Genomic DNA, 22,246 nt, shown 5'->3' with positions numbered 1-22,246 from the left:
CTTCCACCAGGACTCACACCCATGTTCCGTACCGCCCTGCGCAACGTGCTCGCGCACAAGGCCAGGCTGTTGATGACCGTGCTCGCCGTCATGCTCGGCGTCGCTTTCGTCTCCGGCACCCTGGTCTTCACCGACACCTTCGGCAACGCCTACAAGAACAAGTCGGCCAAGAGCTTCGACCACGTCTCCGTCGCCATCCAGCAGTTCGGCGGCGAGGACGACGAGACCAAGCAGAAGCCGCGCCTGACCGACTCCCTGCTCAAGAAGGCGGACGGCCTGCCCGGAGCCGACTCCGCGATCGCCGGCGTCACCGGCTTCACCGCGCTCGCCGACAAGGACGGCAAGCTGGTGGGCGGCGAGTGGGGCACCTCCGGCGCCAACTACTTCCCGGGCAAGGACGGCAAGGACCCGCGCTACGACTTCACCAAGGGCGCCGCCCCGAAGTCCGCCGGTGACATCGCCCTCGACTCCCGCACCGCCGAGCGCACCGGCTACAAGATCGGCGACACCGTCCGCTACTCCACCGACGGACCGGTGAAGAAGGCGAAGATCAGCGGCGTCTTCGACACCGAGGACGGCAGCGTCCTGGCGGGCGGCAGTCTGGTGGTGTTCGACAACGACACCGCGCAGAAGGTCCTCGGCAAGACCGAGTACGACGAGATCGACGTCAAGGCCGCCGCGGGCACCTCCGAGACGGCGCTCAAGAACTCGATCGACAAGATCCTGCCGAAGGACACGGACGCCGTCACCGGCGCCGAGCTCAAGTCCGACCAGGACCGCATGATCGAGCAGCAGACCAGCTCGATGAGCCAGGTCCTGCTGATCTTCGCCGGCATCGCGCTCTTCGTCGGCATCTTCATCATCGCCAACACCTTCACCATGCTGGTCGCCCAGCGGACCAAGGAACTGGCCCTGATGCGCGCCGTCGGCGCCTCGCGCCGTCAGGTGACGCGCTCCGTGCTCATCGAGGCGTTCCTGGTGGGCCTGGTGGCCGCCGTGACCGGCTTCGCGCTCGGCATCGGCGTGGCCGTCGGCCTGGAGTCCCTGATGAACTCCGCGGGCGCCTCGCTGCCCGACGGACCGCTCGTCATCGCCCCGCTCACGATCGGCGTCGCCCTGATCATCGGCGTGGTCGTGACCATGCTGGCCGCCTGGCTGCCGGGCCGCCGCGCCGCGAAGATCCCGCCGGTCGCCGCGATGAACAGCGTCCACGCGACGCCGACCGCGCGTGGCCTGATCGTCCGCAACACCATCGGCTCGATCATCGTCGCCATCGGCACGGTCATGATGTTCATGGACGACAACTACGTGATGTCCGGCGGCGCCGCGACGATCCTCGTCGGCGTCATCGTCCTCACGCCGCTCCTGTCGCGCCCCTTCATCGCCGCGTCGGCCCCGCTCCTGAAGCCCTTCGGCGTCCCGGGCAAGCTGTCCCGGCTCAACTCCGTGCGCAACCCGCGCCGCACGGCATCCACCGCCGCGGCCCTGATGATCGGCCTGACCCTCATCACGGCGATGACGGTGGTCGCGACCTCCATGAGCAGCGCCATCAACAAGATGGCCGCGGACTCCCTGAAGGCCGACTACACCGTCTCCATGGCGAACTACGAGCCGCTGACCCCCGAGGTCCGCGAGAAGCTGGACAAGCTCCCCGACGTCGAGGCGAGCAGCCCGCTGCGCACCACCTACGGCGAGCTCGACGGCTCGTACGGCCAGGTCACCGGCGTCGACGCGAAGGACTTCGGCAAGGTGGCGAGCCTGGACTTCACCAGCGGCTCGCTCGCGGGTCTGCGCGGAAACTCCACGCTCCTGGACAAGAAGACCGCGGACAAGAAGGGCCTCAGGACCGGCGACACCGTCCCGGTGACGTTCGACGACGACAAGACGGTCAAGCTGAGGATCGCCGGCGTCTACGAGCAGAACGAGATGATCGACGGCCTGTTCACGCCGCTCGCCGTGGTCGACGCGCACATGTCCAAGATCACCGATCAGCAGGTCCTGGTGAAGATGGAGGGCGGCACCTCCGCCAAGGCCGAGGACTCCATCGTCAAGGCCCTGGGTGACAACCCCGCCCTGAAGATCCAGGACAAGGACGCGATCAGCAACGAGATCGGTGGCGCGATCAACATGATGCTGAACATGCTCTACGGCCTCCTGGCGATGGCCATCCTGATCGCGGTGCTCGGCGTCATCAACACCCTGGCCATGTCGGTCTTCGAGCGGAAGCACGAGATCGGCATGTTGCGGGCCATCGGCCTCGACCGCGCGAAGGTCAAGCAGATGGTGCGCCTGGAGGCGGTCATCATCTCCCTGTTCGGCGCGCTGCTCGGCATCGGCCTCGGCCTCTTCATGGGCTGGGTCGCGGGCAACAGCATCTCCGGCACGCTGAAGACGTACTCCATGGAGATCCCGCTCGGCCGCATCGCGATCTTCCTCTGCATCGCGGGCCTGGTCGGCGTCCTCGCGGCGATGTGGCCGGCCCGCAGCGCGGCCAAGCTGAACCCGCTGATGGCGATCAAGGCCGAGTAGCACCGGCCGGTACGTGAACCAGTGGGGCCCCGGGCGATCGCCGCCCGGGGCCCCGCTCAGCTGCGTCCTACCGCCAGGCGCGGGCGCGCAGCGGCATCCCGGAGGCGCCCGCCTCCGGGGTCTTCACCGCGAGGACCTGGTTGACGCCGATGCGGTTGCGCTCGAAGGCGAGCGCGGAGGCCGCCATGTAGAGGCGCCAGATGCGGGCGCGGCCCGGCGACGTGAGCCGCCGGCCCTCCTGCCACCGTGCCTCCAGGTTGGCGACCCAGCGGCGCAGGGTGAGGGCGTAGTGCTCGCGGATCGCCTCCACGTCGCGCACCTCGAACCCGGCGCGCTCCAGCTGCCCGACGGTGGACCCCACGGGGGCGAGCTCGCCGCCGGGGAAGACATAGGCGTCGATGAAGTCGTCCACCTCGTACGTCGACTCGTCGGCCTGCGGGCGGCGCCCGATCTGGTGGTTGAGGAGCCGCCCGCCGGGCTTCAGGAGGGCGTGCAGGTCGTGTGCGTACTCCAAGTACCTCTCGGCGCCGACATGTTCGGCCATGCCGATGGAGGAGATGGCGTCGTACGGTCCGTCGCGCACGTCGCGATAGTCCTGGACACGGATCTCGACCCGGTCGGTCAGACCCTCCTCCGCGATGCGCTTCCTGGCGTACGCGGCCTGCTCGTGGGAGAGCGTGACGCCGACGACGGTGACGCCGTGCTCGCGCGCCGCGTGGATCGCCATGGAGCCCCAGCCGCAGCCGACGTCGAGGAGTCGCATGCCGGGCTTCAGGGCGAGCTTGCGGGAGATCAGTTCGAGCTTGTCGCGCTGGGCGTCCTCCAGGGTGCCGTCCGGCGACTCCCAGTAGGCGCACGAGTAGACCATCGAGGGGCCGAGCACCAGCTCGTAGAAGTCGTTGCCCACGTCGTAGTGGTGGCTGATGGCCTGTCGGTCGCTGCCCTTGGTGTGCAGATGGAGGGTGCGCCGTCTGCGCATCTCCTCGGGCGGCGGGGCCGGCGGCAGGAACGGCGCCGCGAGGCCGACCAGGGTGCGGGCCGCGGCGCGGAACTCCGGGTCGCGCAGGGACTCCCGCAGGCTCTTGGCGTCCTCGTCGCGCTCCCAGATGAACTCGGCGAGTTCGTCGAGCGCCGCGTACAGATCGCCCTCGACGTCCAGGTCACCGGCCACCCAGGCGCGGGCGAGGCCCAGCTCCCCCGGCTTCCACATCAGACGGCGCAGGGCGCGGCGGTTGCGTACGACGAGGGTGGGGGCACCCGGCGGGCCTGCTTCCGAACCGTCCCAGGCACGAATGCGTACGGGGAGCGGGGCTCCCAGCAGTTGTTCGGCGAGGCTCTTCAGCCGCAGTGCGGCGTCTGGCATGGTGCACACCTCCGTGATGGCGATCCCGGACAGCTCAACACCACGTAAACACCAACCGGACGCTCCCGCAGTCCCGTTGCCGCGTCACGGATCGGCAAAATACATGTAACCGCCATGTATACGGGGGCGGGAAAAACCCGAAGGGGCCGCCCGCACCACGGATGGCGGGCGACCCCTTCGGGTCTTGTCAGTGACCGGAGGTCAGGAGGCCTTGGCCTTCTCCTCGGCCTTGACGGCCGGGGCCTCCGCCTTGGCCGCCGCGGGCTTCGGCGCGGGCTTGGCGGCCTCGTAGAACTCCTCGCGCGGCGTCTCCATGGCACCCAGCGAGACGACCTCACGCTTGAGGAAGACCGCGAGGGTCCAGTCGGCGAAGACGCGGATCTTGCGGTTGAACGTCGGCATCGCCATGCCGTGGTACGCGCGGTGCATGTACCAGGCGAGACGACCCTTGAGCTTGATCTTCATCTTGCCCATGACGATCATCGCGACGCCCTTGTGCAGGCCGAGACCGGCGACCGCACCCTTGTTGGCGTGGCTGTACTCCTTCTGCGGGAAGCCCCGCATGCCGGAGATCACGTTGTCGCCGAGGACCTTGGCCTGACGCAGCGCGTGCTGGGCGTTCGGCGGGCACCAGGCGTTCTCGTTGCCGGCCTTGCGGCCGACCATGTCCGGCACCTGGGCGTTGTCGCCCGCGGCCCAGATGTAGTCGGTGCCCTGGACCTGCAGGCTCGTCTGGGTGTCGACGTGGCCGCGGGGGCCGAGCGGCAGACCGAAGCGGGCGAGCGCCGGGTTCGGCTTGACGCCGGCGGTCCACACGATGGTGCTGGAGTCGACCTCGAGGCCGTTGTTCAGCACCACGTGGCCGTCCACGCAGGAGTCCATGCCGGTCTTGAGGTAGACCTCGACACCGCGGCCCTCGAGGTGCTCCTTGCCGTACTGGCCGAGCTTCGGTCCGACCTCGGGAAGGATCTTGTCCGCGACGTCGACGAGCACGAAGCGCATGTCCTCGCGCTTCACGTTGCTGTAGTACTTGGCCGCGTCGCGGGCCATGTCCTCGACCTCACCGATGGTCTCCGCACCCGCGAAGCCACCGCCGACGAAGACGAAGGTCAGCGCCTTGCGGCGGACGTCCTCGTCGGTCGTGGAGTCGGCCTTGTCGAGCTGCTCGAGCACATGGTTCCGCAGGCCGATGGCCTCCTCGATGCCCTTCATGCCGATGCCCTGCTCGGCGAGGCCGGGGATCGGGAAGGTGCGGGAGACCGCGCCCATCGCGATGACCAGGTAGTCGAAAGGCAGCTCGTACGCCTCGCCCACGAGGGGGGCGATCGTCGCGACCTTGCGGTCCTGATCGATGGTGGTGACCCGGCCGGTCAGAACTTCCGCCTTGGGCAGCACGCGTCGCAGCGGGACGACGACGTGCCGAGGCGAAATGCTGCCGGCGGCGGCTTCGGGGAGGAAGGGCTGGTAGGTCATGTACGACCGGGGGTCGACGACCGTGACGGTCGCCTCTCCGTAGCGCATCTTCTTGAGAATGCGCCGAGCTGCGTACAGGCCTACGTACCCACCGCCTACAACGAGGATCCTGGGACGCTCCGTGGTGCTCATGCCATCGAGTATCCACCTGCCCGACGGGGGTCGCTCGTGCGCCCCTTCACAAGCATGGGTGGACCCTCTGCTATAGTTCGCCGCCCACGTGACGCAGGCCATAGAGCCCCAGGGGAACCACGCGATGACCCGGGACGTTGTGCACCCCTTGTGAGCTGCCGCTCTGGCCCCTCCGGCGCACTGGACCACTCCGCCACCCGCCCCTCGGGGCACACCCCCGAACCTTCAGTGTCGTGGGTCGCGGGACCCCCTGGGAGCACTCTCAGGGGGCCAGAACCCAAAAACATCGTCCAACCGAGCCGATTTCCTTGTGAAGAACTTCACGAAGTTCGTGCGGCACGCTCAGGCGATGGACCATCCGATGCCGTCGAGGATGTCGTGCTCGCTGACGACGACCTCCCTGGCGCCGGTCCTTTCCATGATCGAAAGGAGCACGAGAACACCCGAGACGATGACGTCCACGCGCCCCGGATGCATCACCGGGATCGCGGCCCGCTCGTCGTGCGTGGCCCCGGCCAGGCGGCCGGCGATCTCGCTGACCTGCTCGTAGGAGACCCGGGAGTGGTGGATCGCCGCGGAGTCGTACTCATCGAGGCCGAGCGCGATCGCGGCCGCAGTGGTCACCGAACCCGCGAGGCCCACCAGGGTGCGTGCCTCGCCGATCGGCACCGTCCGCTCGGCCAGGTCGAGCGCCGCCGCGATGTCGGCGCGGACGGCGCCGAGTTCGGCGGGCGCGGGCGGGTCGGTGCGGATGTGCCGCTCCGTCAGGCGCACGCAGCCGATGTCGACGGAGCGGGCGGCGCGGACGTGGTCCTCGCCGACGACGAACTCCGTGGAGCCGCCGCCGATGTCGACGACGAGGTAGGGCTTGGCCAGATGGTCGCTGCCCGCGAGCTCCTTCGTCGCCCCGGTGAAGGAGAACTCGGCCTCCTGGTCACCGCTGATGACCTCGGGCTCGACGCCGAGGATGTCCAGGACCCCGCGTACGAAGTCGTCGCGGTTCTCGGCGTCGCGGGACGCGGAGGTCGCCACGAAGCGCAGGCGCTCGGCGCCGTGCGCCTTGATGACCTCGGCGTACTCGCGGCACGCGGCGAAGGTCCGCTCCAGGGCCTCGGGGGCCAGGCGGCCCGTCTTGTCCACGCCCTGGCCCAGGCGGACGATCGTCATCCGGCGGTCCAGGTCGACCAGTTCGCCGGTCCGCGGGTCGGCGTCCGCCACAAGGAGGCGGATGGAGTTCGTACCGCAGTCGATCGCGGCGACGCGGGTCACTTGGCGGGCTCCTGCTCGGCGCACGGCGTGACGCACGGCCCCTTGGCCCACCACTGAGGCAGCATCGCGATCGCCTCGTCGCCCAGGGGGTTCACGCCGGGGCCCGCGGCCAGGGAGTGGCCGACCAGGACGTGCAGGCACTTCACGCGGTCCGGCATGCCGCCCGCGCTCGGGAAGCCCTCAAGGACCTCGATGGCGTCACGGCGCGCGACGTAGTCCTCGTGCGCCTTGCGGTACGCGTCGGCGAGATCGGGGTCCGTCTTCAGCCGCTCCGACATCTCCTTCATGACGCCGTTGGCCTCAAGGGTGCCGATCGCGGAAGCGGCCCGCGGGCACGTCAGGTAGTACGTCGTCGGGAACGGCGTCCCGTCCGGCAGGCGCGGCGCCGTCTCGACGACGTCCGGCTGCCCGCACGGGCAGCGGTGGGCGATGGCCCGCAGGCCGCGCGGCGGGCGGCCGAGCTGCTGCTTGAAGGCCTCGACGTCGGCGTCGGTGGGCTCGGTGCGCGGAGTGGTCGGCGGGGGCGTTTCCATGCCTGTCTTTCGATCGGTTCCGTAGAAGTTCTGTTGCGATCAGTGGTCGTCTGAGCTCAGTCGTCGTCGGCCGGGCGGTCCGCCTTGTCGACGCCGTCCCAGACGTTCGCGTACCAGGGCCTGGCGGCGGCCCCCTGGTCGGTGCGCTGCTTCTTCGCCGCCTCGGGGTCGATCACCGTGTATCCGGTCTCGCCCGGCATCACATAGTGCAGCCGGTCCCGGACGCGCTGCTCCGCGTACGCGTCGTCCCGCCAGCGGGCCTTCTCGTCCCGCAGCTTCTCGACGTTCTCGCGGCGCTCGGCCTGTTCCTTGCGCTGGTCCGCGATCTCCGCGCGCTGGGAGACGTACTGCCTTATCGGGTAGGCGAGCGCGACGACCAGCGAGCAGAGCACGAGCGCCAGGAGCGCCGCGCGTCCCGTGAGCCGGGAGCGGCGTGCCTGGCGCTTGGTCTGGGAGCGGTAGACACGCTCCGCGGTCTGCTCGCCGAGCAGTCGCAGCCTGGTCGCGGTGGAGAACCGGTCGCGGTCCTTCACGGCCATGTGTGCCGCCTCCCCGATACGTACGTACGTCCCCGCACACGGTACGGGACCGAGTACGGGGACGTAGGTAACTACTCAGGGCAGCTGAGCTCAGCCCTTGAAGCGGGGGAACGCCGAACGGCCGGCGTAGACCGCCGCGTCGTCCAGGATCTCCTCGATGCGCAGGAGCTGGTTGTACTTGGCGACGCGCTCGGAGCGGGCCGGGGCGCCGGTCTTGATCTGGCCGCAGTTGGTGGCGACGGCGAGGTCGGCGATGGTGACGTCCTCGGTCTCACCGGAGCGGTGCGACATCATGCACTTGAAGCCGCTGCGCTGGGCCATCTCGACGGCGTCCAGGGTCTCGGTCAGCGAGCCGATCTGGTTGACCTTCACCAGAAGGGCGTTGGCCGACTTCTCCTCGATGCCACGGGCCAGGCGCTCCGGGTTGGTGACGAACAGGTCGTCACCCACGAGCTGCACCTTGTCGCCGAGCTTCTCGGTGATGACGTTCCAGCCGGCCCAGTCGTCCTCGAACAGCGGGTCCTCGATGGAGACGAGGGGGTACGAGGAGACGAGCTCCTCGTAGTACTCGGTCATCTCGGCGGCCGAGCGGGACTTGCCCTCGAAGGCGTACGAGCCGTCCTTGTAGAACTCGGACGCGGCGACGTCGAGCGCGAGCGCGATCTGCTCGCCGGGGACGTAACCGGCCTGCTTGATGGCCTCGAGGATGAGGTCGAGCGCGGCGCGGTTGGAGTCCAGGTTCGGGGCGAAGCCGCCCTCGTCGCCGAGACCGGTCGAAAGTCCCTTGTCCTTCAGGACCTTCTTCAGCGTGTGGTAGACCTCGGTGCCCCAGCGCAGGGCCTCGGAGAACGACTCTGCGCCGATCGGCGCGATCATGAACTCCTGGATGTCGACGTTCGAGTCGGCGTGCGACCCGCCGTTCAGGATGTTCATCATCGGAACGGGCAGCAGGTGCGCGTTCGGGCCGCCGAGGTAGCGGAAGAGCGGCAGGTCGGAGGCCTCCGACGCGGCGTGCGCGACGGCGAGCGAGACGCCGAGGATGGCGTTGGCGCCGAGCGAGCCCTTGTTGTCGGTGGCGTCGAGGTCGAACATCGCCTGGTCGATCAGGCGCTGCTCGGTCGCGTCGTACCCGACGAGCTCCGGGCCGATCTGCTCGATGACGGCGAGGACGGCCTTCTCCACGCCCTTGCCCTGGTAACGGTTGGGGTCACCGTCACGGAGTTCGATGGCCTCGAAAGCACCGGTGGACGCACCGGACGGAACGGCGGCACGACCCGTGCTGCCGTCGTCGAGGCCGACCTCGACCTCGACCGTGGGGTTGCCTCGGGAGTCCAGGATTTCCCGGGCTACGACGACGTCGATGGACGGCACGAGCATCTCCTTCTGGGATGTGACGCGGGTACGCGAGGCGTTGGCCTCGCGGACACGAGCCTAACCGGCTCCCGGGCAACAGCCAGCCGAGCGACCGTCCTGTGGACAAACCGAGAGCAAAAAGTTTCCGAACGGAACAAAGCGGTGGGGCGCCGGAGGGGACAGACGAACCCCGCCCCGGTGCGTACGGGGGATACGCGCACCGGGGCGGGGGTCGGCGTCCTGCCAGAACTAGCTCAGGTGGAGCTGCTGGCCCGGGTAGATCATGTCGGCGTTGTCGATGATGTCGCCGTTGAGCTTGTACACCTTGTGCCAGCCGCCCTTGACTTCCTTGGCCTCGGCGATCTTGGAGAGGGTGTCACCCTTCTTGACCTTGTACTCGCCGTCGCCCTTCTTGACCGTCTTGCCGGTCGGGGTCTCGACGGTCTTCTTGGACTCGGTCTTGGGAGCCTCGGCCTTGGGAGCGGCCTGCTGCGGCTGCTCGGTCTGCGCGCTGGGCGCGCTCTGCGGCTGCTCCTGCTGCGGCTGCTCCTGGGTCTGCTGCGGGGCGCTCTCCTGCGCACCGCCACCCTCGTTGGAGGCGCCCGAGAGGCCGACGCCGCAGCTCGGCCAGGCACCCTTGCCCTGGCCCGCGAGGACCTTCTCGCCGATCTCGATCTGCTGGGCCTTGGAGGCCTTGTCAGCGGTGGGGGCGTACTTCGTGCCGCCGTACGCCGCCCAGGTGGACGACGAGAACTGCAGGCCGCCCGTGTAGCCGTTGCCGGTGTTGATGGACCAGTTGCCGCCGGACTCGCACTGGGCGACAGCGTCCCACTCGGAGTTGGTCGCTGCGGAGGCCGAGCCGGCCGCCATCAGCGGGGCGGCGACAGCGACACCGGTGACGCCGGCGAGCGTGGCGACGCGGGTGGCCTTGGACGCGCGGCGGTGCTTGCCCTTGCTGGAAAACAGCATGAGTGATCCCCTCACCGACGCCTGCGAGGTGAGCTGTCGGGTTCGGGCCGATGAAGTTGCCCGGCCGCGCTTCTTGAGCGCGACTTAACCCCTAGCCGTTCCCGTCCGTCTCTCCGCCTCGCTCTCGCGAGGCTCAACGGCCGGGTCCGGCGGAAACCTTGGGTCCCCCGCTCCTGCCTACGGCGCATTACGCGACGACTGTTCCCGAACGGCCGTTGGCAGGACTCGGCGTACCGACCGGCGGGGCCCGCTGTGGCGAGCGGTCACGACCGTAGTCATGCGATCGCCGGAATTTCAAAGACGATCAGGGCTTCTGAGACCCATGTCTCACTTGCGCCAATTGGTACATCGAGCGCAAAGCGACTCGCCAACTACCCCTACTTTTCGCCCAAATCGAGGCTCTGACCGGGCAGGATGAGATCGGGGTCGGAGCCGACCGACTGCTCGTTCTCGGCGTACAGCTCAGCCCACCCGCCCTGCACGTCGTGCTCGTCGGCGATGTCCCAGAGGTTGTCTCCGGAGCGGACCGTGTATGTCCCCTCGGAGCCGTCCTTCTTGCGCTCGTCGCCGCGGGAGGCGTGCCGGCCCGCCCCCTCGCGAGGGGCGTCGGCGGACGGCTTGTCGTCCGCGCTGTCGCCGCGGTGGCGGCCTTCGCCCTCGCCGGTGGAGGGGGTGGGGGCGGGTGAAGTCTCATCGTCCGGGCCGGACTTGTCCGTGTGTCCGGACTCGGGCGAGTTATCCGCCTTGCCGTCTTCGTCGTGATTCTTGTCTCGTGACTCGTCGTCGGTGGCGGGCTTCTCGGACGGCTCGGCGCTGTCCGAGGAGTCGGCCGACCCGCTCGGTGACGTACTCGGCTCGGGCGACTCGCCGGAGTCCTTCGAGTCCGACGGCTTCGACGACTCCGGCGTTTCCGACGGCCCGTCAGAGGGGTCCGTGGAGTCAGAGGGCTCCGAGGGGATCGTCGTGATCGGAGCACCCGGGTCGACGTCGGCGGCGGCGCCGTCCTGGGTGAGGCCGGCGATCGGCGCGCAGCTCGGCCACGCCTCGGGCCCCTGGTCGTCGAGGACCTTCTCGGCTACGGATATCTGCTGCGAGCGGCTGGCCTGGTCGGCGCTCGGCGCGAAGTCGAGGCCGCCGTAGTCCTCCCAGGTCTGCTGGGAGAGCTGGAGTCCCCCGTAGTAGCCGTTGCCCGCGTCCGCGCTCCAGGATGCGCCGCTCTCGCACTCCGCGAGCTTGTCCCACGTGGCGGTGTCCGCCGCGCTCGCGCTGGTGGCGCCGAGCAGCGGGATGGCGATGGCCGATCCTGCGACTCCTGCCGCGACGATCAGGGCCGGGGCCTGGCGGGGGCGTCGGTGACGACCATTGCCGGAGAGCATGCGGTTGCCTTTCGCGTGACTGGAGCGACGACTGCGGCACGGGATGCCGAGTCGTCGGTGAACGTAGCGGCAGTCGAACGCTTGTCACAAGTCGATGCAGCGGAGATCACGTGAAAGTCACAGTCTTGACGGTCCGTCAGCTAAACGTCGTTTCAGGTGCCGAATATTTGCTCCGCTGTGCGGGTGCGAACTCCACGGGAAGCGTGCGGAGTCCGCGCATGATGAGCCCGCCGCGCCATCTCAAATCACCCGGTTCCGCCGCCAGCCGCAGGTCAGGGAGGCGCCGCAGGAGGGTCGCGAGGGCGGCCTGCCCTTCGAGCCGGGCGAGGGGTGCGCCGAGACAGTAATGAATGCCATGGCCGTAGCCGAGGTGTTGGTTGTCGCGGCGGGAGAGGTCGAGCGTGTCCGGCTGATCGAATCGTTCGGGGTCACGATCGGCGGCGGCGAGGACCACGAGGACGGGGTCGCCGGCGGCGATGTCCTCCCCTCCGATCGTCAGCGGCTCGGTGGCGAACCGCCACGTGGCGAGTTCGACGGGACCGTCGAAGCGGAGGAGCTCCTCGAGGCCGGTCTCCAGAAGACCGGGGTCGCCGCCACCCCTGAGCGAGTCCTGCAGGCGCTCACGCTGCTCGGGGTGGGTGAGGAGGGCGTAGGTGCCGTTCCCGATGAGGTTGACGGTGGTCTCGAAGCCGGCGAAGAGAAGGATGAACGCCATCGCGGCGGCCTCGTTCTCGGTGAGGTGCTCGCCGTGGTCGGAGGCGCGGATGAGTCCGGAGATGAGGTCGTCGCCGGGTTCCAGGCGCTTGCGGTGGATCAGCTCGGCGAGATAGCCGCGCATCTTCTTCACGGACCGGGCGACCCCGCCCCGTGGCCCTCCCCCGTGCCGGATCATCATCCCCGCCCAGTCGCGGAAGTCGTCCTGGTCCTCGCGGGGCACGCCGAGCAGGTCGCAGATCGCGTAGATGGGGAGCGGGAAGGCGAAGTCGTGGATGAGGTCGGCCTCCCCCTTCTCCACGAACTGGTCGATGAGCTGGTCGGTCAGTTCCTGCACTCGCGGCGCGAACTCGGCGACGCGGCGGGGCGTGAAGGCCTTGGAGACGAGGCGGCGCAGGCGGGTGTGGTCCGGCGGGTCGATGTTCAGCAGATGCGTCATGAGGTTGGCGCCGCGCTCGCCGGGGATGCCGGTCTTGCTCCTCGCGTGCGCGGGCTCGTCGTGATGAGCCGGATTCTTGCTGAGCCGCTGGTCGGCGAGCGCCTGCTTGGCATCGACGTAACGGGTGACCAGCCAGGCCTCCACGCCACTGGGCAGCGTGGTCCTGCGCACGGGCGCGTTCTCGCGGAGCCAGGCGTAGGCGGGGTAGGGGTCGGTGGCGAACTCCCATGTGAAGAGCTCTGGCCCCTGGGCCTCGGGCGAGGGGGCGGTGGCCCCTGCGGGGCAGGCTGCGGAGGTGTCCCCTGCGGGGCAGGCTGCGGAGGTGTCCCCTGCGGGGGCGGGCGGCTGGTCTTGCATGGGGTCGACGTTATCCCGGCGTACGGGGGCGGGTTCTGGCCCCGGGGCCCTGGACGACCTCGGGCGGCCCGGAGCCTTGCGTGCCGAAATCACCGGCTCCGCCGAGTTCGTCCTCAAACGCCGGACGGGCTGAAACACCCTGCCCCAAAGCCCCACCCACCGAAATCACCGGCACCCCCAAGCCCGCCCTCAAACACCCGACAGGCTGAAACACCCTGCCCCAAAGCCCCACCCACCGAAATCACCGGCACCCCCAAGCCCGCCCTCAAACACCCGACGGGCTGGAATTCCCCTCGGCAGCCAGCACCGCGGCCCGGTAAGCGCGGGCCGCCGCCCGCAGGGCCGCCTCCGGGTCCACGTCCTCCCCCTCCGCGCGCAGCGCCAGCGCGAGGAGTTCGTAGCCGACGCCCTCCCCTGCCGGGGCCGGCACCTCAAGGCCCGCCGTCCGGACCCGTGAAGCCAGCTTTGCCGCCAGGGCCAGGCCCGGCTGGCCCAGGGGGATTCCCTCCGTCACCGACGAGCGCTGCTTCTCCTCGGCCTTCGTGCGGAGCCAGTGCGCCTTCACGTCCTCGGGGGTGTCCGCCGAGTCGTCGCCGAACACGTGCGGGTGGCGGTGGATCAGCTTCTCCACGATCGTGCCCGCCACGTCGTCGATGGAGAACGGCTCCTCCTCGCCGGAAGCGTCCTCGGCGATCCGCGCGTGGAACACCACCTGGAGCAGGACGTCGCCGAGCTCCTCCCGCAGCTCCTCCCTGTCGCCCTCCTCGATCGCCTCGACCAGTTCGTACGCCTCCTCGATCGCGTACTTCGCCAGGCCCTTGTGCGTCTGCTGGGACGACCAGGGGCACTCGACCCGGATCCGGTCCATCACCTGCACGAGGTCGAGGAGCCGCGCGCCCGGCAGGTCGTACGACGCCGGAAGCAGTTCCAGGTCGGGCATCGAGACGCGGCCCGAACCCGCGAGCCTCGCCAGGCCGTCCGTCAGAGCGCGGTCGCCCTCGGCCGTGGCGATGACCAGGACCGTGCGGTCTCCGGCACAGGCCTCCACCAGCTCCTGAGCCGTGGGCGACGCCTGGTCCACACGCACGCCCGCCTCGCGCAGATACGGCAGCTGGGGGTGCGTGGCGTCGGCGCACAGGACCTCGTCGGCCCCGTGCAGCGCCTGCCACGCGGGCCAGGAGAGGAGGCCGGGGGCCACCCGGTGGCTCGTGGTGAGGAGGATGACGCGGCCGGGGGCGTCGGCCGGGGGCGTGGTTTCGTTCACCCGTCGAACGTAACCCACGCCACTGACAGCCCCCTCCCCGCGCCGGTCACGCCTGCTTGGGGCCCGCCGCGCCGTCCCCGGAAACCTCGCGCACCCACGGCGTCTTGGAGTCCGCGCGCTTGCTCTTCTCCACGTCCCACGTGCCGTAGCGCGGGTTCAGGTCCACGCCCAGCTTCTTGGAGGCCTTGGAGAGTTCCTTCCAGAAGACCGCCTGGCCCTCCGGCGCGTTCATGTCCGCGCCCAGCTTCTTCGCCAGCTTCTGGGCCTCGATCTCCGTACGGAGGCTGTCCTCCAGGCGGGAGGGGGCGACGCTGTACTGCTGCAGCCAGCCCTGTTCGAGGGCCTTCTTGCCGCCCGCCTGCTGTTCGAGGCCCGCTCTCATCGTCTGGATGTCGCGGCGTGACACGTCGACGCCGGCGTCGACCGCCGCCTGGTGCAGCACCTTGTCCAGGACCATCGTGTGCAGCGTGCTGCGGGTGAGCCCGCCGGTCTTGGCGATGGCCTGCTCGTACTGCTGCGCGTCCGGGATGGCGGCGCGCTGCGCGTCCCGCACCTCGTTCACCCGGCCCTCCAGCTGCGAGACCGTGATCCGGTCGTTGCCCACCACGGCCGCGGCGCCCGGATGGGCTTCGGCGCCGCAGGCGGTCAGGAGGGGGGCCGCGGTGATCGCGGCGGCGGAGAGGGTGAGCGCGGTGCGACGGCGGCGGTGCAAGTGAGCCTCCCGGGAGAGATTGTGCGGCAGTGCACAAAGTCTTGCGGTGATCGATGTTAGGCAGTGACCGGTCTCTCGGCCACCTATTCGACCAACGATTCGGGTGGAGTTGGGGCACCCTTGGCCCTCGCTAACCGCGCACCTGTCCTAGCCACTGCAACGTACGCCGGATGTCGCCCGGGAACGGGTGCCCCACCCCGTGCATCCGCTCGGCGTCCATGAGCAACCGCGCCAGCGTGTCGTGGGCCGCCGCCCGGTCGCCGAGGGCGAGGAGGAGGTGGCCGATGCGGCGGCGGATGTCGAGAGGGCGCTCGCGGTCGTCGGATGCGTAGCGGTTCTCGTAGTAGGGGAGCAGGGCGCGGTACTCCGCGAGGGCCGCCGCCGGTTCGCCGAGCTGTTCCAGGCACTGCGCGGCCTCGTAGCGGAACTGGAGGGAGTGCGGGTCGGCCTGGCCCGATTCGGCGGCGCGTTCGTCGGCGAGGCGGCGCAGTTCGGGCAGGGCGCGGCGGTACTGGCCGTCGTCCATGAGCGTGGCCGCGTACTGCTTGCGCAGGGAGCGGACCACCGGGGAGTGCTCGCCGTGCTTGGCGGCGGCCGCGGGCAGGATCGAGCCGAGGATGTCCACGGCCTGGGTGATACGGCCCTCGCCGAGGAGCCGCTTGACCTCTTCGACCGCACGCACCACATCGGTGTGGCTGCCGGGAGTCTGACGGTGGTCGGGGCGGTCCGGCTGGATGGCGGGCGCCGGCGCCGGGGTGGCCGCGCGGTCGGGCCACGGCGCGTGCGGGCGCAGGAAGGGGCGGGTGGGGTCCAGCGGGCCGCCGGTGGGGATGCCGCGTGCGGGGAGCAGCGGGGCCAGCTCCTCGTAGACCTCCTGGGCGCTGGCGTGCCGGTGCTGGGGGTCCTTGGCCAGGAGCCTGAGCACCAGGGCTTCGAGGGCCTCGGGGACCTCGGCGCGCAGGCGGCGGACCGGGAGCGGCGGTTCGTAGAGGTGGCGGTGCAGGACGCCGAGCGCGGTTGATCCGCTGAACGGCACGTCGCCGCTGAGGAGTTCGTGCAGCAGGACACCCAGGGCGTACAGATCGGTGTACGGGCCGACCGCGCCGCCCATCGCCTGTTCGGGCGCCATGTACGCGGGGCTGCCGATGGGCGAACCGGTGTGTGTGAGGCGGGTGGTGTCGGTGTCCATGACCGAGGCGATGCCCAGGTCGAGGATGCTGACCGTGCCGTCCTGCTTGACCATGACGTTCCGCGGCTTGAGGTCGCGGTGCACGATCGGCACGGCGTGCACCGCGGAGAGCACGGCGCACAGCTGCGCGGCGATCGCGACGGCCCACTGCCACGGGTAGGGGTCGTGCTCGGCGAGGTGGTCGCCGAGGTCCGCCCCGTCCACGTACTGCATGACGAGGTAGAGGTCCTCGCCCTCCGTGCCCGCGTCGTGGACGGTGACGAGGCCCGGGTGGTCGACCTGTGCGGTGACGCGGCACTCGCGCACGAAGCGGCGGCGCAGTTCGTCGGCCTCGGCGCCCGCGACCCGGTCGGGGCGCAGGAGTTTGACCGCGACGCGGCGGTCGAGGCGTTGGTCGTACGCCGTCCAGACCTGGCCCATGCCGCCCTGGCCGATGAGCGTGGCGAGTTCGTAGCGCCCCGCGATGAAGCGGCCGCCGCGGCCGGCCGTCCCCGGTGACACGGTCAGCTGCCGCCTTCCTGCTTGCGCAGGTAGTCACTGAGCTCGTCGAGCTCGGCCTGCACTTGGTGGATGCGGGCCGGTGCGGGGCGCGTGGGCGGGGGCGGCGTCTGCTGGACGGGCGGCTGGACCGGCTGCTGGTGCAGCTGCGTGGGCTGGAGGTGGACGGGCGCGGGGCCCGGCTGCTGCGGGTAGCCGTACGCGGGCTGCGCGCCCGCGTAGCCGCCGTACTGCTGCGGGCGGTGGCGGCTGAAGTGCCGTATGTCCGCGAACAGGTAGTAGGCGACGGCGGCGAGGAGCGTGGTCAGGAGCACCACCATGCCCGCGTTGCCCGGGCCCTGGAACTCGTCATCGCCCGGGTCGACGCCGACGAGGACGAGTGCCGTCACGTCGAGCGCGGTCACCAGGCCGAAGAGCACCCAGTCGTAGGACTTGCGGGTCACGATCGCGAGCCGCAGCAGCGGCGCCCAGGCGAGCAGGCCGCACGTCACGACGGCGAGGACCACGAACAGCACGCGCAGCGTCACATGAGTGCCGCCGGAGTTCGGCGGCGGTTGCTGCGGCGCGTAGCCGTGGCCCTGCATGGCTGCTCCTGGTGCCTGATGCGGCCGCACGCTCCCTCCGAGGGGAACGCACGGCCGAAAGTCGAAATACGAAATACGAACCGGTGCGGATTCGAGCGTATAGGCCGACAAGGAGAAGCGGTCCAGGGTTGTACCGAACCGTTGCCGTACTGGTCACGTGCCGATCGCCGCCGGTACTCCGCCCGGCCGGAACCGGTCGTATCACTCCGGTCGTCTCACTCCGGCGGAAGCGTGCCGTCCGTCAGTCCGTCGTGCAGGCCCCGCACCAACTGCTCGCCCAGCCTGGTTGCTCGGTGACGACCGGCACGCCTCAGCGGGCCGCCGCAGAAGCTCGGCAGGCCGCCGCACGGCGTCGCGGGCTGACGCCCCCACGTTCAACCGCGTTGCTGCACGGGCCTCACAGCACGTGTCGCACCCACACATTCGGCTCCACATACACCGCGTACCCGCGCTCCGGGTCGCAGAGCGCCGGCACCAGCGCGCCCGGCACCTCGACGGGACCGGCCGTGTCGAACGGCAGCCCCGTCCACTCCCGCCACTGTGCGATCGAACCTGACACCGTCATCGACGCGTGCGCCACCTTCTCGATGCTGCCGCCCGCCCGCACGTGCACCCGCAGCCACGGGTCGGCGGGCAGCCCGTCCTCCCGCTCGCGCTGTGCGTACGCGTCGATCAGCACGTCCGGTTCCAGGTGCTTGGCGTTCGGGCGGACCGGGGCGACGACTTCCGCGAATCCACGCGCGCGTGCGTTCTCGCGCACCGCGGCGAGCATCCGCCCGGAGACACCCCGGCCGAGGAACTCCTTCGCCACGGTGATCTCGATCGCGCTCACCGTGTCGGGCTTCCTGCCGTGCCGCTGGTCGGAGAACGCCCACAACATGACCTGGTCCCAGCCGCGGTCCGGGAGCTCACCGCGCCCGGCGGCACCCAGCGCGAACGGCACGCTGAACGCCTTGGCCGCGACCGTGCCCCGCTCGTCCGTGGCGACCAGGACGTACTCGGGAAGGTCCTTGACGATCCAGCCGATCATCGACCACGCGATGGGATCGTTACCGATGAACTCCGGCCAGGTGTCGTCCATCTCCCAGAGGGGTCCGGCGAGTTCGGGCCGGTCGGCCAGCGTCGTGATCTTCAGGTCCATGCCCCGGACGGTAGCGGGCAGGACCCCGCCTGTTAAGTCATTTGTTCCCACGTACGAGACCGTGCGCCGGAGCCCGTATGCCGGAGCCCGTATGCCGAAGGCCGTACACCGGAGTCCGTACGTACGACCAGGCGTCAGCGCGCGTGGAACCGGCCGGGCGCCGCTGTCGGACCGCCCCCGGCCGGTAGCTTCTGACGCGGGCAGCCCGACAGGACCCGCTTCATCGCGTCCCGTTCGGCGCCCGTCACCCACACCTCGTACTTCTTCTTCACCGCCACCTGCCGCGCCACATAGGAGCACCGATAACCCTTGTCCGGCGGCAGCCACGTGGCCGTGTCGCCGTCCCCCTTGCCGCGGTTGGGGCCCGCGTCGACCGCGAGAAGGTTGAGCGGGTCGTTGGCGAAGGCGATGCGCTTGCTCGGCTCCCACCCGCCCGCGCCCTTCTGCCAGGCGTCCGAGAGTGCTACGAGGTGGTCGATGTCGACCTGGCTGCGACCGCGCACGAAGGTGACGTCCTTGCCGGTGTACGGGTCGGGCGAGAGCGCACCGGACGACACCTCGCAGTCCTCGCCGTCGCGGTACTTCACGTCCTCCAGATCGCGCTTGAGTACGTCGTCGCGGGTTCCGCAGCCGTTGGAGTCCGTGTCGGCCCACGGGCTGCCGAAGCGGTCGCGGTCGTAACCGGTCTTGGGAGCACGGCCCTTGACGGTGAGCGTGTCGACGGCGGCGAGCGCGGCGCCCGCCTTGGCGTCGGGCCCGGAGGCGCCGCCCGCCTCGTCCTTCGGCGAGCAGCCCGTGACGGTGGATGCGGTGACGACCAGCGCGAGCAGCAACGCGGCCCGAACTCCCCTGCGGCGACGGCTCACTGGACGGTCACCTCCGCCCCGATGGCGAGCGTGCCGGGCGTCACGACATCCGCGTACACGCCGATGGACATGCCGCGCGAGGCGGTCAGCGTCTTGAGGATGCGGTTGTCGGCCGGCAGACCGCGCTGGGCCTGGGTGGTCATGACGCAGCGTTCGACGCGCTCGACGACGCGCAGGCGCGGGCCGCCGTCGAGGGCGATCTCCCGGCCGACCCAGTCCTCCTCGATCCACGGCTCGTCGGTCTCGACCACGATGTTCTTGCGCAGCCTGCGTACGTCGACGGGGTCGGAGTCGCCGAGCAGCTCACCGAGCGCGCGCAGCGACGCCGTGCCGACGAGGGAGACGGCGCCCGCGTCCTGATGGCTCACCTCGCCCTCGCGCACCAACTCCACTCCGGCTCCGAAGAGTTCGGCGAGCCGGGGGTCCCCGGGCCGCAGCGTCTCGCCGTCCGGTGTGGTGAGGACGGGGTCCTCGCCGTCGTACACGGCTTCGTACTCCATCATCCCCGGCGTCCGCCGGAACCGGCGGGAGTTCTTCCCGCTTCCCAGCTTCCCGTCCTCGTACCGCAGGGCCCACAGCCGGTCGCCGGCCACGCCCCGCTCGTCGAGGACGAGCCGCTCGCGCTCCTCCCCCAGCATGGACTTCACCGGAAAACAGACGAGTCCCACAACGACCCCGAGCCCCACGGCACTTCCCCTCCCCTGGCCCACACGCTCACGTCTCTCGACGCCACCGTATTACCCCCCGGCATTACCTCCGGCGTAATCGACCCCTCCCCGGCCTTGCGGAAGTATCAACGGCACACGCAGGAACGCCGACCGAGGAGTACGAAATGACCGCCACGCCTTCCACTCCCGCCACCCACTCGGCCGCCTCCACCGAGGACGCCACCCGCGCCGGCGTCCAGGCCTTCCTGCAGTGCAGGCTGACGGGGGACACCGAGGGGCTCACCGCCCTCTTCGCCGACGAGGTCGACTGGGTGCTGGCCGACAACCCCGGCGTGCCGTGGATCCGGCCGCGGTCCACCGCCGCCGAGTGCGCGGCCCAGTCCGCCGAACTCGCCGCGCACACCGTGCCGGAGAAGGCCGGTGCCGGCGTCGACATGATCCTCGTCGAGGGCGCGGATGCCGTGATCTTCGGCCAACTCCGGGGCACCGTGCGGGCCACCGGCAAATCCTTTGAAGGCCCCTTCGTGCTGCGGCTGACCGTCGAGGACGGCCGGATCACCCGGCACCACCTCTACGAGAACAGCCGGTCGATCGCCGACGCCTGCACCCCGTGAGCCCGACGCCTGCACCCCGTGAGCCCGACGCCTGCACCCCGTGAGCCCAGGCGGACTCGACCTCCGACCCGGCCGAAATTCGTTCACTCGACTTGGTCGACCGAACAAGTGCCGTCTACCGTCCCACGGGGAGCCGACAGCCCTCCACTACGACTTGGGCAGCCAGAGCTGCGGACAGGTGGTCATCGTGCCGAACACTGAGAGCACCAGCACCCGGAGCTCCATGAACCCCCGGGAATCCAGGCATTCCCGCAAGCATTCGAACCCCGCGATCACGGTGCGCCCCGCCGTCGCCGCCGACCTCGACTTCCTCGTCCGGGTCATGGAGACCGCCGCCACGTCCCACCTGGAACGCTGCTGCTGGGAGCCGCTCTTCGGGGAGTCCACCGAGGTCACCCGGGAGATCCTGCGCGCGCTCGCGCTCTCGCCCGGCACGCACTGGTGTCACCTGTCCCGCTTCTGGGTGGCGCAGACACAGGACCCCGACGAGGCCCCCCGCCTGGTGGGTGCCCTCACCGCCTACGACCCCGCGACCGACGGGCACGCCGCGATCGGCGAGCAGTGCGCCGCCCTCGCCGCGACCGGCGACTGGCCCGGCACGGCCGCCTTCGAGGACGCGTTCGAGCGCCGGCGGATCTTCCAGTCCTGTCTGCCGCCGGACTACGCCGACTCCTGGGGGATCGAGAACGTCGCCGTCGTCCCCGAGTTCCGCGGGACCGGCGTCGTGGAAGCCCTGCTCGACCACGCCCTGGAGCTGGGGCGCGAGCAGGGCTACGCCTGTGCGCAGATCCTCTGCCTCAACGGCAACACGCGGGCCCAACACACGTGGGAGCGCGCGGGGTTCGAGGTGCGCGCCGACTACCGGGGGCGGGAGTTCGACGCGCTGATGGGGGCGCCCGGCCTCAAGCTCCTGGTGCGCGAGTACGCATAGCCCCGCCCCGGGGCTGGTCCTACTTGGCCCCGGGGCGGGGCCGGTCCTACTCGGCGCGCGTGAGGTTCAGCGTCGCCTCCAGGAGTCGCTCCAGATCCGCCGCGGAATCCGCGTCCGCCGCCGAGTCCCCCGTGCCGTCACCCATCACCAGGTGCCGCAGCGTGAGTCCGTCGAAACCCTGGAGGAAGAAGCGGGCCACGACGAGGGGTTCGGCGGACCGGACTCCGCCCGCCCGGGCGAGAACACCCGCGACCAGGTCCGCCGCCGTCTCCTCCAGGTCGCGCTGGTGGCGGCGGAGCAGCTCGTGCAGTTGGGGGTCGCGCACGGCGTATGTGGTCAGCTCGGTGAAGAGCCGGAAGCGGCCGGGCTGTTCGCGCAGCGACTGCCAGAGCGCCTCGGCCATCCGGCGCATGGACCGCTCGGAATCGGCGTGGCCCTCGTGTCCGCCGGGGCCTTCCTGCTCGCCGGGGCCTTCCTGCCCGCCGGGGCCTTCCTGCTCACCAGGGACGGCGCCCCGGACCAGCTCGACGAGCTCCGAGGTCATGTGCTCGATGACCGCGCGGTAGAGATCACGCTTGGTGCCGAAGGTGTAGTGCACCGTCGCCTGCGCCACGCCGAGCTCGGCGGCGATGGCGCGGGTGGATCCGGCGTCGACGCCCTCGCGGGCCATCAGTTCGATGGCCGCTCGGACGAGTTGAGGACGCCGCTCGGCGGCGGGGATGTGGGCCATGGC

20 protein-coding genes and 1 riboswitch are annotated in these 22,246 nt (G+C 70.2%); of the genes, 3 read left to right on the top strand and 17 right to left on the bottom strand.

Annotated elements, in window-relative coordinates; all coding sequences use genetic code 11:
• Positions 1 to 21: 21 nt before the first annotated feature.
• Positions 22 to 2,529, top strand: a complete 2,508-nt coding sequence (locus ACZ5WE_RS33860; protein WP_467689374.1) for an ABC transporter permease — start codon at positions 22 to 24, stop codon at positions 2,527 to 2,529.
• 67 nt (positions 2,530 to 2,596) lie between these two features.
• Here ACZ5WE_RS33860 and ACZ5WE_RS33855 read toward each other — a convergent pair whose 3' ends face one another.
• The 16 genes from ACZ5WE_RS33855 to ACZ5WE_RS33780 all read right to left on the bottom strand — a co-directional run bounded on the left by ACZ5WE_RS33855 (position 2,597) and on the right by ACZ5WE_RS33780 (position 19,968).
• Positions 2,597 to 3,892, bottom strand: coding sequence for a class I SAM-dependent methyltransferase (locus ACZ5WE_RS33855; protein ID WP_467689376.1), 1,296 nt, complete (start codon positions 3,890 to 3,892; stop codon positions 2,597 to 2,599).
• Between the two features lie 201 nt (positions 3,893 to 4,093).
• Positions 4,094 to 5,497 (bottom strand): NAD(P)/FAD-dependent oxidoreductase, encoded by a 1,404-nt coding sequence (locus tag ACZ5WE_RS33850; RefSeq protein ID WP_467689378.1) that lies wholly within the window; start codon positions 5,495 to 5,497, stop codon positions 4,094 to 4,096.
• Positions 5,498 to 5,839: 342 nt separating this feature from the next.
• The gene (locus tag ACZ5WE_RS33845) at positions 5,840 to 6,766 is read right to left on the bottom strand and encodes a Ppx/GppA phosphatase family protein (RefSeq protein WP_467689380.1); all 927 of its coding nucleotides are present in this window, start codon (positions 6,764 to 6,766) and stop codon (positions 5,840 to 5,842) included.
• On the bottom strand, positions 6,763 to 7,299 hold the full coding sequence (locus tag ACZ5WE_RS33840; protein ID WP_467689382.1) for a DUF501 domain-containing protein: 537 nt from the start codon (positions 7,297 to 7,299) through the stop codon (positions 6,763 to 6,765). The genes ACZ5WE_RS33845 and ACZ5WE_RS33840 overlap by 4 nt, the downstream gene beginning before the upstream one ends.
• Before the next feature lie 56 nt (positions 7,300 to 7,355).
• Complete coding sequence (locus ACZ5WE_RS33835; RefSeq protein ID WP_467689384.1) at positions 7,356 to 7,838, bottom strand: FtsB family cell division protein; 483 nt, start codon at positions 7,836 to 7,838, stop codon at positions 7,356 to 7,358.
• Positions 7,839 to 7,928: 90 nt separating this feature from the next.
• Positions 7,929 to 9,209 (bottom strand): phosphopyruvate hydratase, encoded by a 1,281-nt coding sequence (eno, locus tag ACZ5WE_RS33830; protein WP_399389948.1) that lies wholly within the window; start codon positions 9,207 to 9,209, stop codon positions 7,929 to 7,931.
• A 231-nt stretch (positions 9,210 to 9,440) separates the two neighbouring features.
• Positions 9,441 to 10,160, bottom strand: coding sequence for a transglycosylase family protein (locus ACZ5WE_RS33825; RefSeq protein ID WP_467689386.1), 720 nt, complete (start codon positions 10,158 to 10,160; stop codon positions 9,441 to 9,443).
• Positions 10,161 to 10,163: 3 nt separating this feature from the next.
• Positions 10,164 to 10,355, bottom strand: a riboswitch (cyclic di-AMP (ydaO/yuaA leader).
• Between the two features lie 182 nt (positions 10,356 to 10,537).
• On the bottom strand, positions 10,538 to 11,536 hold the full coding sequence (locus ACZ5WE_RS33820; RefSeq protein WP_467689388.1) for a LysM peptidoglycan-binding domain-containing protein: 999 nt from the start codon (positions 11,534 to 11,536) through the stop codon (positions 10,538 to 10,540).
• 136 nt (positions 11,537 to 11,672) lie between these two features.
• A complete protein-coding gene (locus ACZ5WE_RS33815) occupies positions 11,673 to 13,046 on the bottom strand; it encodes a cytochrome P450 family protein (protein WP_467689390.1) in 1,374 nt (457 codons plus the stop codon).
• 265 nt (positions 13,047 to 13,311) lie between these two features.
• Positions 13,312 to 14,310, bottom strand: coding sequence for a nucleoside triphosphate pyrophosphohydrolase (locus ACZ5WE_RS33810; RefSeq protein ID WP_467689392.1), 999 nt, complete (start codon positions 14,308 to 14,310; stop codon positions 13,312 to 13,314).
• Between the two features lie 46 nt (positions 14,311 to 14,356).
• The gene (locus tag ACZ5WE_RS33805) at positions 14,357 to 15,022 is read right to left on the bottom strand and encodes a SurA N-terminal domain-containing protein (RefSeq protein ID WP_467689394.1); all 666 of its coding nucleotides are present in this window, start codon (positions 15,020 to 15,022) and stop codon (positions 14,357 to 14,359) included.
• A gap of 130 nt (positions 15,023 to 15,152) precedes the next feature.
• Positions 15,153 to 16,676 carry a protein kinase domain-containing protein gene (locus tag ACZ5WE_RS33800; protein WP_467689807.1) on the bottom strand — a complete coding sequence of 508 codons (1,524 nt, stop codon included), beginning with the start codon at positions 16,674 to 16,676 and terminating at the stop codon, positions 15,153 to 15,155.
• Positions 16,677 to 16,714: 38 nt separating this feature from the next.
• Positions 16,715 to 17,293, bottom strand: a complete 579-nt coding sequence (locus ACZ5WE_RS33795) for a hypothetical protein (protein WP_467689396.1) — start codon at positions 17,291 to 17,293, stop codon at positions 16,715 to 16,717.
• A 397-nt stretch (positions 17,294 to 17,690) separates the two neighbouring features.
• Positions 17,691 to 18,434: an N-acetyltransferase gene (locus ACZ5WE_RS33790; protein ID WP_467689398.1), complete on the bottom strand. Its 744-nt coding sequence runs from the start codon at positions 18,432 to 18,434 to the stop codon at positions 17,691 to 17,693.
• A 134-nt stretch (positions 18,435 to 18,568) separates the two neighbouring features.
• The gene (locus ACZ5WE_RS33785) at positions 18,569 to 19,300 is read right to left on the bottom strand and encodes an HNH endonuclease family protein (RefSeq protein ID WP_467689399.1); all 732 of its coding nucleotides are present in this window, start codon (positions 19,298 to 19,300) and stop codon (positions 18,569 to 18,571) included.
• The gene (locus ACZ5WE_RS33780) at positions 19,297 to 19,968 is read right to left on the bottom strand and encodes an MOSC domain-containing protein (RefSeq protein WP_469157315.1); all 672 of its coding nucleotides are present in this window, start codon (positions 19,966 to 19,968) and stop codon (positions 19,297 to 19,299) included. Before ACZ5WE_RS33780 ends, ACZ5WE_RS33785 begins: the two co-directional genes overlap by 4 nt.
• 164 nt (positions 19,969 to 20,132) lie before the next feature.
• Between ACZ5WE_RS33780 and ACZ5WE_RS33775 the strand changes: the two genes are divergently transcribed.
• Both ACZ5WE_RS33775 and ACZ5WE_RS33770 read left to right on the top strand, forming a co-directional pair.
• Positions 20,133 to 20,582: a nuclear transport factor 2 family protein gene (locus ACZ5WE_RS33775; protein WP_467689403.1), complete on the top strand. Its 450-nt coding sequence runs from the start codon at positions 20,133 to 20,135 to the stop codon at positions 20,580 to 20,582.
• A gap of 187 nt (positions 20,583 to 20,769) precedes the next feature.
• On the top strand, positions 20,770 to 21,513 hold the full coding sequence (locus ACZ5WE_RS33770) for a GNAT family N-acetyltransferase (RefSeq protein WP_467689405.1): 744 nt from the start codon (positions 20,770 to 20,772) through the stop codon (positions 21,511 to 21,513).
• 46 nt (positions 21,514 to 21,559) lie between these two features.
• On the opposite strand, the gene ACZ5WE_RS33765 is transcribed toward ACZ5WE_RS33770, so the two are convergent.
• Complete coding sequence (locus ACZ5WE_RS33765; RefSeq protein ID WP_467689407.1) at positions 21,560 to 22,243, bottom strand: TetR/AcrR family transcriptional regulator; 684 nt, start codon at positions 22,241 to 22,243, stop codon at positions 21,560 to 21,562.
• Positions 22,244 to 22,246: the final 3 nt, after the last annotated feature.

The organism is Streptomyces sp. NPDC033180 (assembly GCF_055577645.1).
Note: the sequence above shows the minus strand (reverse complement) of the source record. Positions and strands in the feature narration are given on the sequence as shown.

Bases quoted from the DNA above. Each gene is read 5' to 3' on its own strand.
- ACZ5WE_RS33825 (WP_467689386.1), bottom strand. From the start codon at position 10,160: ATGCTGTTTTCCAGCAAGGGCAAGCACCGCCGCGCGTCCAAGGCCACC.
- ACZ5WE_RS33795 (WP_467689396.1), bottom strand. From the start codon at position 17,293: ATGCAGGGCCACGGCTACGCGCCGCAGCAACCGCCGCCGAACTCCGGC.
- ACZ5WE_RS33790 (WP_467689398.1), bottom strand. From the start codon at position 18,434: ATGGACCTGAAGATCACGACGCTGGCCGACCGGCCCGAACTCGCCGGA.
- ACZ5WE_RS33765 (WP_467689407.1), bottom strand. From the start codon at position 22,243: ATGGCCCACATCCCCGCCGCCGAGCGGCGTCCTCAACTCGTCCGAGCG.
- ACZ5WE_RS33860 (WP_467689374.1), top strand. From the start codon at position 22: ATGTTCCGTACCGCCCTGCGCAACGTGCTCGCGCACAAGGCCAGGCTG.
- ACZ5WE_RS33855 (WP_467689376.1), bottom strand. From the start codon at position 3,892: ATGCCAGACGCCGCACTGCGGCTGAAGAGCCTCGCCGAACAACTGCTG.
- ACZ5WE_RS33775 (WP_467689403.1), top strand. From the start codon at position 20,133: ATGACCGCCACGCCTTCCACTCCCGCCACCCACTCGGCCGCCTCCACC.
- ACZ5WE_RS33850 (WP_467689378.1), bottom strand. From the start codon at position 5,497: ATGAGCACCACGGAGCGTCCCAGGATCCTCGTTGTAGGCGGTGGGTAC.
- ACZ5WE_RS33840 (WP_467689382.1), bottom strand. From the start codon at position 7,299: ATGGAAACGCCCCCGCCGACCACTCCGCGCACCGAGCCCACCGACGCC.
- ACZ5WE_RS33815 (WP_467689390.1), bottom strand. From the start codon at position 13,046: ATGCAAGACCAGCCGCCCGCCCCCGCAGGGGACACCTCCGCAGCCTGC.
- ACZ5WE_RS33820 (WP_467689388.1), bottom strand. From the start codon at position 11,536: ATGCTCTCCGGCAATGGTCGTCACCGACGCCCCCGCCAGGCCCCGGCC.
- ACZ5WE_RS33835 (WP_467689384.1), bottom strand. From the start codon at position 7,838: ATGGCCGTGAAGGACCGCGACCGGTTCTCCACCGCGACCAGGCTGCGA.